Here is a 14,528-nt window from a genome sequence, read left to right as displayed (position 1 = left end):
GCGACAGGCTAGGACTTGAAAATAAAGTCTTAGACTGCCGCTGTGCTATTGAACTATCGTTCTCCGTTAGCTCAATCACTATATCCCTCGAATTGCGATATGGTATGTATACAGGTTACCTCCCCATATTGTTCCAAAGTCGAACTATGGTGCCTTAGAGCCCATCCGTTAGTCTGACTGGGGCTTTTTACTAGAAATCCAAAAGATCGTTACAATGATTGTTAGTACAATCCATAAAAGTACCATTAAAACATTCCATATTACGTTGGGGTTGGCTGCTCCTGTAATTAATACTTCCATGGCATGTTTACTCATACTTGCGGGATTCATAAAATCTGTAAGAGTACTCAAACCAAGTACAATTCTACAGCCTAGTAGGAATACAATTGAAATTAATGCAATAATACCTTGGCTATTAAAAATAGTACTTATCATCGTAGTGAAGGTTACCATAAACAGAACCCATAACAAATAGAACAAAGAAGCTATTATCGCGTCCACAAAATTTACATTTGTAAACAACAAATTAACATACACATACGAAATCAAGTAACCTAACACTACAGAACAAGCAACAAATATGAAATTGGCAATTATTTTACCACCTATGTACGATACTATAGTGACCGGTCTCGTAAGAATAAAAGCCAACATACCGTTGACTTTATCTGTCTGTAAGACCCCCATCATAGAAATAGCAATAATTATTACCCCCAACTGATCAAATTGAGCAGCTAAAGTAGTTGCGAGTACTTCCCCACCTTGTTGAGCAGCCATACTAGGATCAATTGTGATACCTTGTGCTCCACCGAGTGTTTTTAATATGGAGGGTAAATAATGGCTAACAACTGGTTGAGTTACTCCTAAAAATATAAATACAAGAGGCAGCCAAATAACTTTAAATTCACGTACCATTTGAACAAATTCTTTTTTCATTAGCACATTAAAATTATTCATTTTTCCACCACCAATTTTATGAATATCTCCTCTAATGTATCGTTGGTGATTTCAAACTTTACGAGATCAACCCGATGTTCCAAAGCACTTCTTATTAACATGTTTTTATTCAAACCTATATGTTCAACTTCTATTTTTATTTTATTTCCTACTGCTTCTACATCCTTTACATAGTTCAAATTTTTCAAAACTTCCATCCATTCTTGATCGATAGACGTAACTTCAAAAATCATTTTATTTTCGCGATTGCTGTTTAACAAGTCGGAGATAGTTGTATCTTTAATTTTTTGCCCATTTTTGATTATAATAAATCTTTCACATATTTCTTCTGCATCGCTTAATATATGTGTCGACAATAAAATCGTAGTCTCTCTCTTGATTTCTTCAATTAGATTCAGTACTTCTCTTCGACCAATGGGGTCTAATGCCGATACCGGCTCATCCATTACAATCAATGATGGTTTGTGTAACAACGCCTGTGCAATGCCAAGTCTTTGTTTCATTCCACCTGAAAATGTTCCAACTTTTGAATTCTCTTCTCCACTTAACCCTACTTTCGATAATATTTCTGGGATTGCCTTTGTTAATTCTTCTTTTCTTAGTCCTGATAATTCCCCCATGAAAGCAAGAGTTTCTTGTGCAGTCATCCAATGATAAAAGTTAGGGTACTGCGGTAAGTAGCCAATTTCCTTTTTCATTTGCGAAATTTTCTTCCCGTTAAGCAATATTTCTCCCATTGTAGGATTAATAATATCTGAAATAACTTTGATGAGTGTCGATTTACCAGCCCCATTCGGCCCTATCAATCCCACACATTCTCCAGATTGCAGAACCATTGAAAAGTTATTTACAGCCGTTTTTTCTTTATATGTTTTAGTAACATTTTTGACTTCTAATTTCATATTCTTTCATTGTCCTTTCTGCCAATAACAAAATATAGAATCGGACCAAACGTGTTTAGAAAAATAATAATGAGACTCCATAGCAAAACATTTTTCCTCGTTTTTCTGTGCTTGAATAAATCCATTAATGCTATTAGGATCAAAATCATCCCTACAGCAAAGACCGGTAAAATAACCGGCAATACAGACATGAAATCAATATCTTTTAATTCGTTCCACCCGTAATGCATTTGCAAATTAACCACTTCCTAAGTCATTTTAATTAATATGTTATCATTATCGATAATGATAACATATTAATACGAAATGTTACACTTATTTTTTTCTTTAAAGAATATTGTTTTAATTCTTATTGTTATTTACAATGATAATATTATCATTATAGATAATAACGGGATATTTTTTTGATTGGGGAGAGAAAAAAATGGCTAATAAAGCTGAAATTATCCTGCACCCAGTAAGGATGAAGATTTCTCAAGCTTTAATGAGAAACAAAGAAAATGGACTGACTTCACTTGAAATGGTAAAAATCATTAAAGATGTGCCTCAGGCAACTTTATATAGACATATACAAGTTTTATTAGATGCTGGAGTTATTCGCATTATGAAAGAAAAAAAAGTGAGATCCATTTCCGAAAAATACTACATTTTAAATGAAGAAGAAGCCCGACTTAGTGCAGATGAGTGGAAAAAGTCTTCTAGTAAAGAAAAGCTGAATTATATTTCGTATTACCAGTTATCGCTTATGACTCAATATCAAAACTATCTTACCAAATTAGAAGAGCAAGATTGCTCAGATGATGGTTCTACTTTTTCACTTGTAGAATTAAAGCTTGATGATGAAAATTTTATAAAGTTTCAAAATGAATTAAACGACCTAATGATAAAATACTACAACACTACTAACAAAATTAATGATCTAGATGCACCAATTCGAACTATTGCCTTTACCATTATTCCAGAATCCTAAAACAGAACATTCAAAAAAACATGATGCTGCTCTACAAGGAAACCATCCCACCCCCATACATTCGGTTTCTTTCTTCCTACTTCATGGATCGTGCCAGCTGAATTTTTATTATACCAGGCAATCTTATCAAGCTTTCCATATGTCCATACAAAAGTGTGTTATGTTTGATTCGAATGCCAAACATTATTTTGTATAATATAAATTTTCATTGAAAAAGAAACAGCGGCGGACTAGGACTTGAATAAACAATGTCTTAGGCTGCCGCCGTTGCTGTTTATCGAACTAACGTTCTTACGTTAGCTTAAAAACCGTGTGGTGTACTCAACTGTAATCTTCAATCAATGAGATTTTTCCTTCCTTAATCTCGAATGTTGACTTTCCTTTTAAATGCAGCTTATCCCCACTCTTTAATCCATTAGGAAAATCCACGGCAAGAATACCTTCATAATCGATTCCGACCTCTACTTTGTCATTTTTAACACTATAATCGGTAATTTTTCAATTATGTCCCTTATTTCTTTACCAACCATAACCATACTCCTCTCCTTTACATAAAAGATGATACCCTTGTTTACCTAGGCAACTTATTCTCAATCTAACATTACCATATATTGTAACAATCTTGCCCGTTAGCGTAGCAAGTTAAAGGCGATTCTACTGCTTATCGGCAATCGGAGAATGTTCTTGTCACGAATCGGGAATCGGCTCAAGTTCTTGTCAACCGACATCTTTCTCTTCTTCCTTCTTCAATTTCATTGATTAGCACTTACTACCGGAACGATGGCTCAATTTATTCCGGAGTATTCAGGCGGAATTATAGTATCCATTGCTACAAAAATAAATCCTGCAAAGAGAATATCTCTCAAGCAGGATCTATCGGCCATTAATGCGTCGTTATATACTTAATGTCATCCAGGAGCAGCCTTGCGTAATCGGAATTAATATGTTTACCGGACTGAGCACTTATTTCCTTCTCAAGTGCATCCCAGGATGAGTGCTTGGCCTTTTCCGATAAACTTTTGTAAATGCCCATATTATCGATCAAGCCTCTATCTTGCCCGATCTTGAGCACCTCCATGAAATGGGCGGAATTAATTGAAATATGTAGCACAAAATTGATTTCAGTGCTATTTCCTACCGCATCCGATGCCGTAATATGAATGGCATGATCGCCGACCGTCAAAGCTAGCGGCTCGAATGATGTTGGGTTTTCGATGACTGAATTATCTAGTATGATCTCCGATAAAGTAACACCGCTTAAAGGATCGTTAATATCAAAATGAAGATTAATCACATCAGTCTGGTAAAACGACATGGATACGGGCGGAACTACGTATGGCTTAGTTTTGTCAATTTTGACTTTTACGGTTTTGAGTTCCTCTTGGTTGCCTGCCTTGTCTATGCTGAAATACTGAAGGGAGTGAACACCGTCACCATTGATGGAAACGACATTGCCTTCAGCAAAAGTAGCGTTATCTAAGCTGAAATAAGTCGTCTGCACACCACTGCGTTCATCAGTTGCGCCCAAATGTATAGTCTGGTCGTCATTGTGCCAGCCAAGAGTCGAATCATCGGTAGTTACAGGCGGTTTCAGGTCCGGCGCAGGCGGAAGAATTATAGCCAATGGAGTATTGCTTGGTCGGACGTTATTTTTTTGAATTGGTACAAAATATTGCGCATCCCAGTCTGAAGGTGTAATTTTTAAACTATATTCCTTATCTAGTAAATTAAAAAATGCAAACGCACCATAAAGATTAATTTTTGTAGTACCTACATCGACCAATTCAACGGTACCATTCACTCTAACGTTAGCATTTGCTAATTCTAAAAATCCATTTACAACACCATACAACGTTCCAGGAGGGGGAGAGATAGCAGTTTTTCCTATTTCAAATCCACTATGATTTGGATCGGCATTAACACCTCTATGCCCTGGATCTCCATAATCTGATTCAATATAAGTAATTGTGAAATGGCCTGTATCATCAGTTATAGCAGAGTGTAATGGCATACAGTGTCCGGAACTTACACATATATCATACGAAACAGTATATCCTGGGATTGGAATTGCCCCCAATCTATCTAACGTTATGTTTCCGCTCACAGAAGATAATACATCTGGAAAACGGAAATTAAATATATGAACAGAGGAAGGAAGGGATCTGTATACTTGATAACCTTTGATAGAAAATTTTATACCCTTATATCCTGGCCTAGCACTTCTATCGAATTGTTGTATGGTATAATGTCCATTTTCATCTGTTGTTGCGACTGCAAGAGTTGGCAATGTTGCAGAAAAATAGTAAGTAAATACTTCAACTTGTGTTCCTTTAATTGGAGCTCCAAATTCGTCAGTAATTGTACCTTGCAGCTCTGGCTCAGCCGCGCTTAGTTCTGGACTATTTGAATCGATTCCTGCTGCATAAGAGCTATTTGTGATAAAAAGAAAGGTTAAAGTAATGAAGAGAATTAAAAAAGTATTTTTTAGAAGATATGTACATGTCCTATTATCAATGTTATTTGCAAATATCAATTTCATACTTCTTCCTCCAGTTAATTCAATTAGAATACATTATCAAGAGTTTATTCCTATAGAAGATCATTGAAACATGTACATAGCAACCTCCTTTCATTTTACTGATACATATCGTATCATTTTTTATGCTTATTTACCTCCTCAAATTCAAAAAGGGGCATCCAACCTTCTCAAACTTCTCAGATTTGTCCCAGACAAACCGATACTGCTCGTTAGTCAATGGAACCAATTTTTCATTATGGTGTATCTCATACACAAAGTCCGTCTTCACGTCGATGTAATTTGCTTCAGTTAGTCGAATGGATTGTAGTTTTGTTAGGAGCCGTGGTGAATAAGCTGCTTAAACATGCTTATTTCAAGCACCCTCGGGAAAGAGGCGTGCATAATTGCTTTTCCTCATCAGTTAAGTTGAAACCCCCAGCTCGTCGGTTAACGATGAAAGAGCTGGTCGACCCGTTTACGGGTGAGTGGTTATGACTGATAGCACAAAAGTGCTACTTTTAGATCGAAAGACTCAATTTGGATACATTTTACAGGATACTTGTGGATAAATGGCGAATGTTTCCATATGAGGTTCGCCTTAACTGTAAAGAGAGGTGAAAGCTTTTGAAAGGCCTCGTCATCACATTGATTTTGCTCGCATTGCCTTTTTTGGTAGGAATCCATTTAGCTCATGCTACGGGGGCCTTGGGTTTCATTGAGCCATTGAATAAAATCGCTCTACCGATAGCGGAAGCGGTGACGGACCCGCTGAAGCCTATCGCGGGAGCGGCTGGGGAGCTGACTGACAAAGTTGTGCAGCCGGTCGCAGAAGCGGTGACGGACCCGTTGAAGCCTATCGCGGAAGCGGCTGGGGAGCTGACGGACAAAGTTGTGCAACCGGTCGCAGAAGCGGTGACGGACCCGCTGAAGCCTATCGCGGAAGCGGCTGGGGAGCTGACGGACAAAGTTGTGCAGCCGGTCGCAGAAGCGGTGACGGACCCACTGAAGCCTATCGTGAAAGTAGCTGAGGAGCTGACGGACAAAGTTGTGCAACCGGTTGCAGAAGCGGTGACGGACCCGCTGAAGCCTATCGCGAAAGCGGCTGAGGAGCTGACGGACAAAGTTGTGCAACCGGTCGCGGAAGCGGTGACGGACCCACTGAAGCCTATCGCGAAAGCGGCTGAGGAGCTGACGGACAAAGTTGTGCAACCGGTCGCGGAAGCGGTAGGTGTGCCGCCGGTGTTGGACTTGGATATTTCGCCCGCTGAGAGCGCCTCTGCAGATAAATCGCCGCCCCCGAAAGCTGGTCCTTCGGGCATAGCACCTTCGACTGCCCCCTCATTGCCTGTTGCGAGCCGTTTGGAGACTGCGGGAGGTTCATACACCGCTGAAATTCAATCAATCCCGAAGCCTACGCCGCCTTTATCCAAGGAAAAAGGTCACCAATCGGCAATCGCGAATTCCTCGAATAAATTTATGTCTGCAAAAACAAGCCAATTTCCTGAAAGAGAAACGATCCCGACTATACCGTCATCGGAACCTACGCTGCCTCCGTCTGCATCAGCTGTAGGCTCGCTGTTGCCTTTGGCTGCTAGTGTCAAAGATGGCAAAGCGAAGCCTTCGTATTCCGGAAGTAATTGCAAAGCGGTGCTGATTGATAAAGCCGATACTAAGATACAGTGTAGCCGAATGTCATGGCATTGCCGGACCCGACATTACTTAAATTGGTCACATGCTCCGCCGCTGCGTCCTCCTGTCGCTCCTGCTCTCGATAATTGCTTCAGCCAATCGAGAACAAAGGAGTGTATCTTAGATGCGCTGTACAAAAGCCAAGATCAAGCTAACGTTAAACGACAAACTGATTATTATGAACGTTTTGGTGCAATGGTCAAAGAAGACGGAGAGTCGGTTTCAGTCCAGAATGTACCGCGAACTGGCGAAAAAACTGATATACAAAAATGTGACAGACGCCTTCGACGGTCAGGAGCTAACCATGATGGCACTCGCTTTGGAACAGGCGGCGGACAGCTCTCCGAACCCTCGGTATAAGCGAATCTACAAGCAAATGGCTCAGAAATTGATACTTGATAAGAAAAAGTTCCACCGGATCGCATTTCAAGAGTTATCCAATCGTTATCTCTATAAGTAGATTAAAAAGTACCGCGTTGTGGGAAAATAAAGTTTTAGACTGGCTACATTGAAACCACGCGGTTTTTCGCGTCACAATTCGTTAAATAAGTCTTAGATTGACCATATTATTTAGATCAGCGGCAGCCATGGACGTGAAAATAGTCCTTGACTGTCGCTTTTTTATTGAACAATCGTTTTCCTTTAGTTTAATATTTATTACCATAGCAGTATTAGTGTACTTCTACAACCACGCTACCGAATAGCTTTTCATCTACATAAGCTTCTAGTCTCCATAAACCTTTTGAAGGTAAAGTCATCGTTGAAGGCATTTTACCTGCCTTATCATTATCTTTTATATTTGTATTTGGAATACCAATACTACCTTCAAATACATTTACTTTCTCACCAATTTGTTTGCTAACTCCAACAATCTTCACTTTTTTACCAAATAAATTTTGCGTTTCTTGTGGTGTATCAGCCCAAAAATGCCACATATACTTTTGTTTTTTCCCAGGATAAAAACGAACTACCTCTTGATCGTTATAAATGAATCCTATCTTTCCTTGTTCACCTAACAGCATATAATCATCGACTTTAAACATACTGCTTATCTTCCATGATTTGTCTTCGTCTAATACTTTTGGGCTTTCCTTGGTCATTACGCTGGTATCAGTTTTAGAACAACCGATTAAGAATAACAGTAAAACTATATATCCTAATTTTAATCTCATAATGCCCCCCCCCCCTGTAATTGGATGAATTTTGCACACTGTATGCTCTAAAATCATCAAAATTACCACTTTTTAACAATTTCAATTGGACTATGCTCCCCGTTACTTTAATAAGGCTACCTATTCATGCCAGCAGCCTTGTACTGATTTCATATTGAACAAACGTTTTCCGTTAGCTTAGCGCTGCCCAATTTTCTGATATTGATAAAAAATAATATGAACCTATAAGACCAATTTGATTTTTATGTTCAACGATATTTTATTAGCTCTCATCATTTACTGAGAAACGGAACCGATGAGATGTTATAACGCAGTGCATAATTTTCCATTTAAGTTAACAACATAAGAACAAAGTTTAAGAAGGGCGGTATTCGAAACTGGAAAATATATATGAAGCTTTAAATGAAGCTTCTAAGTCGGATGATTTTATGCAATCCGATATGACGATCCGACATATGCTTCTACATTTGTCGTTTTACAATTCCATTATTAATCACGAAATGCTGCATCGGGATCTATTCACCGTTATTCAATACTCAAACGCAGAAATCCATGATTTGAACGATCTAAAAAATGTCATTCCCATTGAAGGTATCAAATTTTCATCAAACCTAAGTGAGATTTCACTCAGTCTTCTTCATGGTTTCATCTATATACAATTGGATACCAATCTAAATGAAGGCTTATTAATTAATATTGCCGATATAGAAAAGGGCTATCGTAAAAATAACTTATCCGAAAACGAATATAGCGTAATCGGTCCGCAAGTGGCTTTCGTCGAAGATCTCGATACCAATTTGAATTTACTGCGAAAAGAAATTATCTCAGATAAGCTGGTTTTTGAGGAACAAATCAAAGGTTCTATTTCCAAAGCAAGAGTCGTCATCGCCTATATGGATGGGATCGTTAATCCTCAGCATCTAAACACAGTAAGACAAAGACTCATGGATTTGGACTTTGACGTGATCTTTGATACCTCTACACTCGCTCAAATTATGTCCGACAACTCCAATACACCGTTCCCTTTAATTATGTCGACCGAACGGGTGGATCGAATGAAGTTTAACCTTATTAATGGGCATGTTGCTGTTTTAAGCAGTGGTTCCCCTTATGTCATATCAGGACCGACCACCATGTTTGATTTTTTTTACTCGCCAGAAGACTTTTATTTGCCATGGGTCCTGGGGTCATTTTTTAGACTCATTCGTTATGTGGGGGTCACATTTTCCATTTTTGCATCGCCCATATACGTTTCCGTCATTACCTTTCATTATTCAGTCGTTCCAAGAGCGCTGTTAGGTCCAATTATCGAATCAAGAACAAACGTACCCTTCCCTCCTTTTTTGGAAGTACTCTTTATGGAGATAACCGTTGAGCTGTTACGCGAGGCTGGAGCCAGGCTTCCCACTAAAGTAGGTCAAACGCTAGGGATCGTGGGTGGTGTCGTTCTAGGCGAAGCAGCAGTTCAAGCCGGCTTAACGAGCAATAACTTAATTATTATAGTTTCGCTTTCCGCGCTAGCGTCTTTCGCAACGCCGATTTTCAAAATGGCCAACACGATACGCTTCCTCAGGTTTCCTATGATCTTCTTGTCAGCCGCATGGGGCGGCTTGGGGATAATGATTGGAGTAATGTTCCTATTGGGTCATCTGCTGCGTTTGAAATCTTTCGGTGCCCCTTACCTTGTTCCGGTATTCCCTTTTCGAGCCAAAGGGTTTAAAGAATTCTTACGCCTTCCCTATAGCCTGACATGGAATCGACCTGGTTTTTTACGTCCACGCTTTGCTAGAAGATATACCGTCCGAAAGCATAAAGATATCGGCGACGATTACAATAATGAATAAACTTCGCAGTAAAGGAACTAGCATGAATGAAAATGTATGTAAGCATTCTTCTCGTTTGCTTCCTTTTATCCGGGTGTGCAAAACGAGAAATTATAGATCAGATTAAAATTGTGCAGTGCCTCGGTTTTGACGTCCAAGGAGATACATTTAAGGCAAGCGGCTCTTACGCTTCATATCAAAAGAAAGAACGTTTGCGATTGATGAGCGCAGAAGCGCAAACATTTTCCGGAATTTGGATCCCTCACAATAAGCAATCGAATGAACACATCGTAAGCGGACAAGTAAGGTCACTCGTTATTAGTGAAAAGTTTGCAAGAAGAAGCATTCAAGATCTAGCCAGCAGTCTTCTTCGAGATCCAGTTATGAGTAATAACGCTACTATCGTTATAAGCAAACAAGAGGTAAGCACAATTATTTCTGAAACCTTAAAAAATCCCCCATTCTATCTGTCAGATCAAATCAATCAAAACATGAAGAATGGGAATACACCTTTGACAAATGCGCATTTGTTGCTTGATCAATATTATGGAGAAGGTCAAGATGTATATTTACCTCTACTGGATCAAGACAAAAATGGCCTATTTCGCTTGGATGGGGTTGGTGTATTTAAAGAAGACAAATTACTCCTTTTACTGAACGATAAAGAAGCCCTCATGCTGAAACTCCTAAAGGATAAATCGAAAACGATGACCGGCGCCTACGAATTTTTGGGGAGAGAAAATAAACCGATTTATTTTAAGATATTGCATGGAAAAAGAAGCATATCGCATGAGCAGAATGACTCTGTAGTTATTTCCTTGAAACTACATATACAACTTAGAGAACTTCCAAAAACAAAAAGCTCTGTCAGTAAAAGCGATTTACTTGAACTTAAACATGACATCGAACAACATTTTACAAGCGAAATTAGTGACATGTTGAAAAAATTCCAAATAAATGCTGTGGACCCAATTGGTTTTGGTGAGATTTACAGAAGTAAGAATAGAAATTGGAACGAGCAGGAATATAAAAATAAAACGTACCCTAATATCAAATTTAAAGTGATTTCAGAGATTAATATTTCTCACTCGGGAGTTGGCATTGGTGCAGAATAGTGTGAAGGAGAATTACTTGATTTCAGGATTTTTCGTGTTTTTCTTGATCTTTGCTACGCAGTCTGGCATTGGAGGATTAGGTTCTCCAAATATAATATTTAAATACTCGGGTCAAGATGCCTGGATCTCCGTGTTCATCATGGGTTTAAGCCTTCATTTAATTATCTGGATGATATTTAAGATGCTGGGTAATCCCGCTAAGGACATCATTGACTTGCATCAAATGATTTTCGGACGTTTCTTGGGCAATGCCTTTTCGTTGCTAATGATCGGATATTACTTCATCTCAGCCTTATATGTCTTCCTAACTTATATTGACATTGTACAGGTATGGGTATTTCCGACCATAAGAACTTGGGAATTGGCCGCCTTATTCATTTGTTTGATTTATTATCTTGTTTCCGGAGGATTCAGGGTTTTAACCGGATTTGCTTTGTTCTCTACGGTAACTGCCTTCCTATTGTTACCCCTGATTTATTTCCCGATTAAATTTGGAAACCTCAATTATTTAATGCCAGTATGGAATCATTCCGCTCCTGAACTGCTTAAGGCTTCTAAAGCTTCTTACGGCATATTTATTGGTTTCGAAGCGCTTCTCGTTTACTTTCCTTTTATTAAATCTGTTGAAAAGCAAGCGAAATGGGCTCATTTAGGCTTGTTTAGTAATACTCTTCAATTCGTTGTAATAAACATTTCCATCCTGCTGTTTTACAGTCAGGGCCTGCTAAAAAACACGCTCTATCCCCTTTTAGGCATAACCAAAATTATTCAGTTTCAATTCATAGAAAGAATCGAATTTATATTTATAATTTGTTGGCTTATCATGTTTATTTCGTCACTTTGCATTTCAATCTGGAGTTGTACGAGAATTTTGAAGAGAGTCACGAATCTCAAACCCCGAATATCCTTAATCTTGATATTAACGATATTCTTCATAGTTGTTGTTCAATTCAACGAAAAATTGAAGATTGATGCGCTAGGAAACTTCACTATTAATATTGGAATTTATTTTGTTTTCACCTACATACCATTACTTTTTATTCTTTACTTGATCCGAAATAAAATAAAAACTAAGGTGAGTGCAGTTTAATTCTACTTCTCTTCCTTATTTGCTAAGCAGTCGGTTCCAGCTCAGTTTCATATTGGGTAGGAATGTAGGGTTATTGAACTATTCTGCCCGTTACTTCAATAAAAAGGGAGCAGCTGCCGGTCCCACTGCAAACTGCCCCTTACTTTAAACAATCGTTCTGCGTTAGCGCAATAAAAAGCCTATTGAAATACTTCAACAGCCTTTTTATTTTTTGGGAAATATACGCAACCTGATTTCCTGTGGATAATGGGGGCTCCCCCGAAAGTAATCGGAATCAGCTTCGCAGCATTACTTCACTTTTGCTGGATTTGCTTTTATGGATTCGGGTTTGAGAACGGTCCCCCGATTAGAAACGTTTGGCAACTTCCTTAGCATGTGCAATTGCTTTTTCTTTAATAGCTGGAGCTTGCTCTTGTGATTTTAATGCCGTTCCTTCAACAAAAATTGCCTCAATAGATTGAATCCCATAGAACTGTAAAACCTTATTCAGATAGCTGTATCCCATTTCAAGTGGAGCTAAAGGACCTTCCGAATAAACAGAACCACTAGCTTGAATGTGTAAGACTTTTTTACCGGTCAACAGACCTTCAGGGCCGTTTTCGGTATATCTAAAAGTCTTACCCGGAATTGAAGTCGCATCAGTGTATGCTTTCAAAACCGGTGGGATCGTGAAATTCCACATCGGGGAAACATATACATACTTATCAGCAGCCACGAATTGATCAACAATCGCTTCAAGAGAAGTCACTTTTGACTTCTCAGCATCAGTTAGTTGATCAAAAGATGAACCCGACCGGAGCTTTTCCCAACCTCTTAAAACATCAGCATCAAATTGCGGAATATTCTCTTTGTAGAGATCCAAATGAACAACTTTATCTCTCGGATTTGCCTCGCGGTACGCTTCGATAAACTCTTTGCCTACCGCGAGACTATACGATGATTGTGGATCGAGAGGGTGTGCGGTGATGTACAATACGGTTGCCATGAATCAAAACTTCCCTTCTGTAATCTGTTATACTTCAAGGATAATCATATTATATATACTTACATATTTTAAGTACGCACAATAATGTGGTATAGTATTAAAAAAGGTACTGTAACGGAGGCATACGTATGCAAAAGAACCCTGTCCAATGTCAATTCGTTGTGGCGCTGGATTCGATCGTCGGCAAATGGAAGCCGATTATCCTTTATCATTTGCTTCAAGGTAAACCTTTGCGGTTCAATGAGCTAAGAAGATTGCTGCCCGATATCACTCAAAGGATGCTTACGCTCCATCTGCGCGAATTGGAAGAGGAAGAGATCGTTAAACGAGTTATTTATCCGCAAATCCCGCCGAAAGTAGAATACTCCATCACGGAATACGGCATGAGCCTGTCTCCGATTTTGGAAACTTTACATCAATGGGGAGTGGCCCATGTTGAGCGAAAGCAGCTCAAAAAGGAGAAAAATGAACAAACAGAAACGGACTAGCGTTCGACATTACGCTAGTCCGTTTCATTCTGCTCCGAGTCACAATATAACGAAAGTGATTACGAGGCATGTCCGGCAGCGCGGCCTGCCAGATCATAAAGAAGATCGATAAATCCGAACTATCCTGCCCGGTACTTGAAAAGAGGCAACCAATCCACCTGGACCGGCTGCCTCTTCATATTGTTATTAAGCTAGAGTTCCTCGTTAGCTCAATCTTTCTTTCTTAAACTTCAATCCCAAACCTTTGGCCGCTTTAATCCGGCTAATCTTAAATAATCTAAAAGTTGACCTGAATGGACTGCTTCATGGTATGCAATTCTCATAAGCATGTCGCCTAATGATCGAATGTACCCTACGTCTTTTCTATCAATCTGGATTCTTGTTAAATCCTCTGGTGTATAGGATTTTACTGTATTCATAAATTCATTCCGATAGGGTTCTGAAAAGTTGAGTTCCTCTTTGAGTGTTGTAAAAGTACGAGTCTCATAAGGGGATTCATAAGCGTTTAGACTTCCTTCATTCAACAAGGCAAGATGATAATAATGTTCACTATCCAGGACATGGCGGATCATCTCTTTTATGCTCATTGCTTCTAAATCCGGTCTCCAGTCAAAAAACTCATGCGGAATACTTCCCCAAATAATCATGCTTCTACGCCTAACCTCACTCAAATTCTGAACTATAGCTTCTATTGCGTTCATAGCTGCTTCCTTTCGACTTCAATTTATTGATACATTATATCAGAACTTACGTTCGTAATGCATCTAAAAGATATTAGAATTATTCTACCCAGTCACTTCAATGGAAAATGGCAGCCGT

Annotated in this window: 13 protein-coding genes; 6 read left to right on the top strand and 7 right to left on the bottom strand. The window is 38.9% G+C overall.

The genetic code is table 11. From position 1 onward, the window contains the following. Positions 1-168: 168 nt before the first annotated feature. Genes ACSQ8O_RS08490 through ACSQ8O_RS08480 form a run of 3 tightly spaced genes read right to left on the bottom strand, consistent with a single transcriptional unit; the run spans position 169 to position 2,095 of the window. Positions 169-957: an ABC transporter permease gene (locus ACSQ8O_RS08490; RefSeq protein ID WP_436241206.1), complete on the bottom strand. Its 789-nt coding sequence runs from the start codon at positions 955-957 to the stop codon at positions 169-171. Then, complete coding sequence (locus ACSQ8O_RS08485) at positions 954-1,859, bottom strand: ATP-binding cassette domain-containing protein (RefSeq protein WP_436241205.1); 906 nt, start codon at positions 1,857-1,859, stop codon at positions 954-956. The genes ACSQ8O_RS08490 and ACSQ8O_RS08485 overlap by 4 nt, the downstream gene beginning before the upstream one ends. After that, positions 1,856-2,095 (bottom strand): PLD nuclease N-terminal domain-containing protein, encoded by a 240-nt coding sequence (locus ACSQ8O_RS08480; protein WP_236286879.1) that lies wholly within the window; start codon positions 2,093-2,095, stop codon positions 1,856-1,858. The genes ACSQ8O_RS08485 and ACSQ8O_RS08480 overlap by 4 nt, the downstream gene beginning before the upstream one ends. A gap of 188 nt (positions 2,096-2,283) precedes the next feature. On the opposite strand from ACSQ8O_RS08480, the gene ACSQ8O_RS08475 reads away from it, so the two are divergent. Continuing rightward, on the top strand, positions 2,284-2,829 hold the full coding sequence (locus ACSQ8O_RS08475; RefSeq protein ID WP_236286881.1) for a helix-turn-helix domain-containing protein: 546 nt from the start codon (positions 2,284-2,286) through the stop codon (positions 2,827-2,829). An 883-nt stretch (positions 2,830-3,712) separates the two neighbouring features. Here the strand turns inward: ACSQ8O_RS08475 and ACSQ8O_RS08470 are convergent. Next, complete coding sequence (locus tag ACSQ8O_RS08470; protein WP_436241204.1) at positions 3,713-5,368, bottom strand: carboxypeptidase-like regulatory domain-containing protein; 1,656 nt, start codon at positions 5,366-5,368, stop codon at positions 3,713-3,715. Between the two features lie 603 nt (positions 5,369-5,971). On the opposite strand from ACSQ8O_RS08470, the gene ACSQ8O_RS08465 reads away from it, so the two are divergent. Beyond that, on the top strand, positions 5,972-7,396 hold the full coding sequence (locus ACSQ8O_RS08465) for a hypothetical protein (protein ID WP_436241203.1): 1,425 nt from the start codon (positions 5,972-5,974) through the stop codon (positions 7,394-7,396). A 311-nt stretch (positions 7,397-7,707) separates the two neighbouring features. On the opposite strand, the gene ACSQ8O_RS08460 is transcribed toward ACSQ8O_RS08465, so the two are convergent. Next, positions 7,708-8,208, bottom strand: coding sequence for a DUF4871 domain-containing protein (locus ACSQ8O_RS08460; RefSeq protein ID WP_436241202.1), 501 nt, complete (start codon positions 8,206-8,208; stop codon positions 7,708-7,710). Positions 8,209-8,585: 377 nt separating this feature from the next. On the opposite strand from ACSQ8O_RS08460, the gene ACSQ8O_RS08455 reads away from it, so the two are divergent. From ACSQ8O_RS08455 to ACSQ8O_RS08445, 3 genes are read left to right on the top strand one after another with little or no spacing between them, the layout of a single operon-like run. Then, complete coding sequence (locus ACSQ8O_RS08455) at positions 8,586-10,052, top strand: spore germination protein (protein ID WP_436241977.1); 1,467 nt, start codon at positions 8,586-8,588, stop codon at positions 10,050-10,052. A 26-nt stretch (positions 10,053-10,078) separates the two neighbouring features. Then, entirely contained in the window at positions 10,079-11,146 is a 1,068-nt protein-coding gene (locus ACSQ8O_RS08450) for a Ger(x)C family spore germination protein (protein ID WP_436241201.1), read from the top strand. Between the two features lies 1 nt (position 11,147). Further along, positions 11,148-12,236, top strand: a complete 1,089-nt coding sequence (locus ACSQ8O_RS08445) for a GerAB/ArcD/ProY family transporter (protein ID WP_436241200.1) — start codon at positions 11,148-11,150, stop codon at positions 12,234-12,236. Positions 12,237-12,582: 346 nt separating this feature from the next. On the opposite strand, the gene ACSQ8O_RS08440 is transcribed toward ACSQ8O_RS08445, so the two are convergent. Further along, positions 12,583-13,221, bottom strand: coding sequence for an FMN-dependent NADH-azoreductase (locus ACSQ8O_RS08440; RefSeq protein ID WP_436241199.1), 639 nt, complete (start codon positions 13,219-13,221; stop codon positions 12,583-12,585). A 128-nt stretch (positions 13,222-13,349) separates the two neighbouring features. On the opposite strand from ACSQ8O_RS08440, the gene ACSQ8O_RS08435 reads away from it, so the two are divergent. Further along, positions 13,350-13,709: a winged helix-turn-helix transcriptional regulator gene (locus ACSQ8O_RS08435; RefSeq protein ID WP_056626055.1), complete on the top strand. Its 360-nt coding sequence runs from the start codon at positions 13,350-13,352 to the stop codon at positions 13,707-13,709. Positions 13,710-13,939: 230 nt separating this feature from the next. Here the strand turns inward: ACSQ8O_RS08435 and ACSQ8O_RS08430 are convergent, their stop codons facing one another. After that, a complete protein-coding gene (locus ACSQ8O_RS08430) occupies positions 13,940-14,410 on the bottom strand; it encodes a DinB family protein (protein ID WP_236293529.1) in 471 nt (156 codons plus the stop codon). Between the last annotated feature and the right edge of the window lie 118 nt (positions 14,411-14,528).

The organism is Paenibacillus sp. LjRoot56, assembly GCF_964253335.1.
Classification (GTDB): domain Bacteria; phylum Bacillota; class Bacilli; order Paenibacillales; family NBRC-103111; genus Paenibacillus_E; species Paenibacillus_E allorhizoplanae.
This window is presented reverse-complemented; position numbering and strand designations above follow the sequence as displayed.

Coding starts and splice junctions, on each gene's coding strand:
- ACSQ8O_RS08490 (WP_436241206.1), bottom strand. CDS start 957: ATGAATAATTTTAATGTGCTAATGAAAAAAGAATTTGTTCAAATGGTA.
- ACSQ8O_RS08485 (WP_436241205.1), bottom strand. CDS start 1,859: ATGAAATTAGAAGTCAAAAATGTTACTAAAACATATAAAGAAAAAACG.
- ACSQ8O_RS08475 (WP_236286881.1), top strand. CDS start 2,284: ATGGCTAATAAAGCTGAAATTATCCTGCACCCAGTAAGGATGAAGATT.
- ACSQ8O_RS08470 (WP_436241204.1), bottom strand. CDS start 5,368: ATGAAATTGATATTTGCAAATAACATTGATAATAGGACATGTACATAT.
- ACSQ8O_RS08460 (WP_436241202.1), bottom strand. CDS start 8,208: ATGAGATTAAAATTAGGATATATAGTTTTACTGTTATTCTTAATCGGT.
- ACSQ8O_RS08450 (WP_436241201.1), top strand. CDS start 10,079: ATGAAAATGTATGTAAGCATTCTTCTCGTTTGCTTCCTTTTATCCGGG.
- ACSQ8O_RS08440 (WP_436241199.1), bottom strand. CDS start 13,221: ATGGCAACCGTATTGTACATCACCGCACACCCTCTCGATCCACAATCA.
- ACSQ8O_RS08435 (WP_056626055.1), top strand. CDS start 13,350: ATGCAAAAGAACCCTGTCCAATGTCAATTCGTTGTGGCGCTGGATTCG.
- ACSQ8O_RS08430 (WP_236293529.1), bottom strand. CDS start 14,410: ATGAACGCAATAGAAGCTATAGTTCAGAATTTGAGTGAGGTTAGGCGT.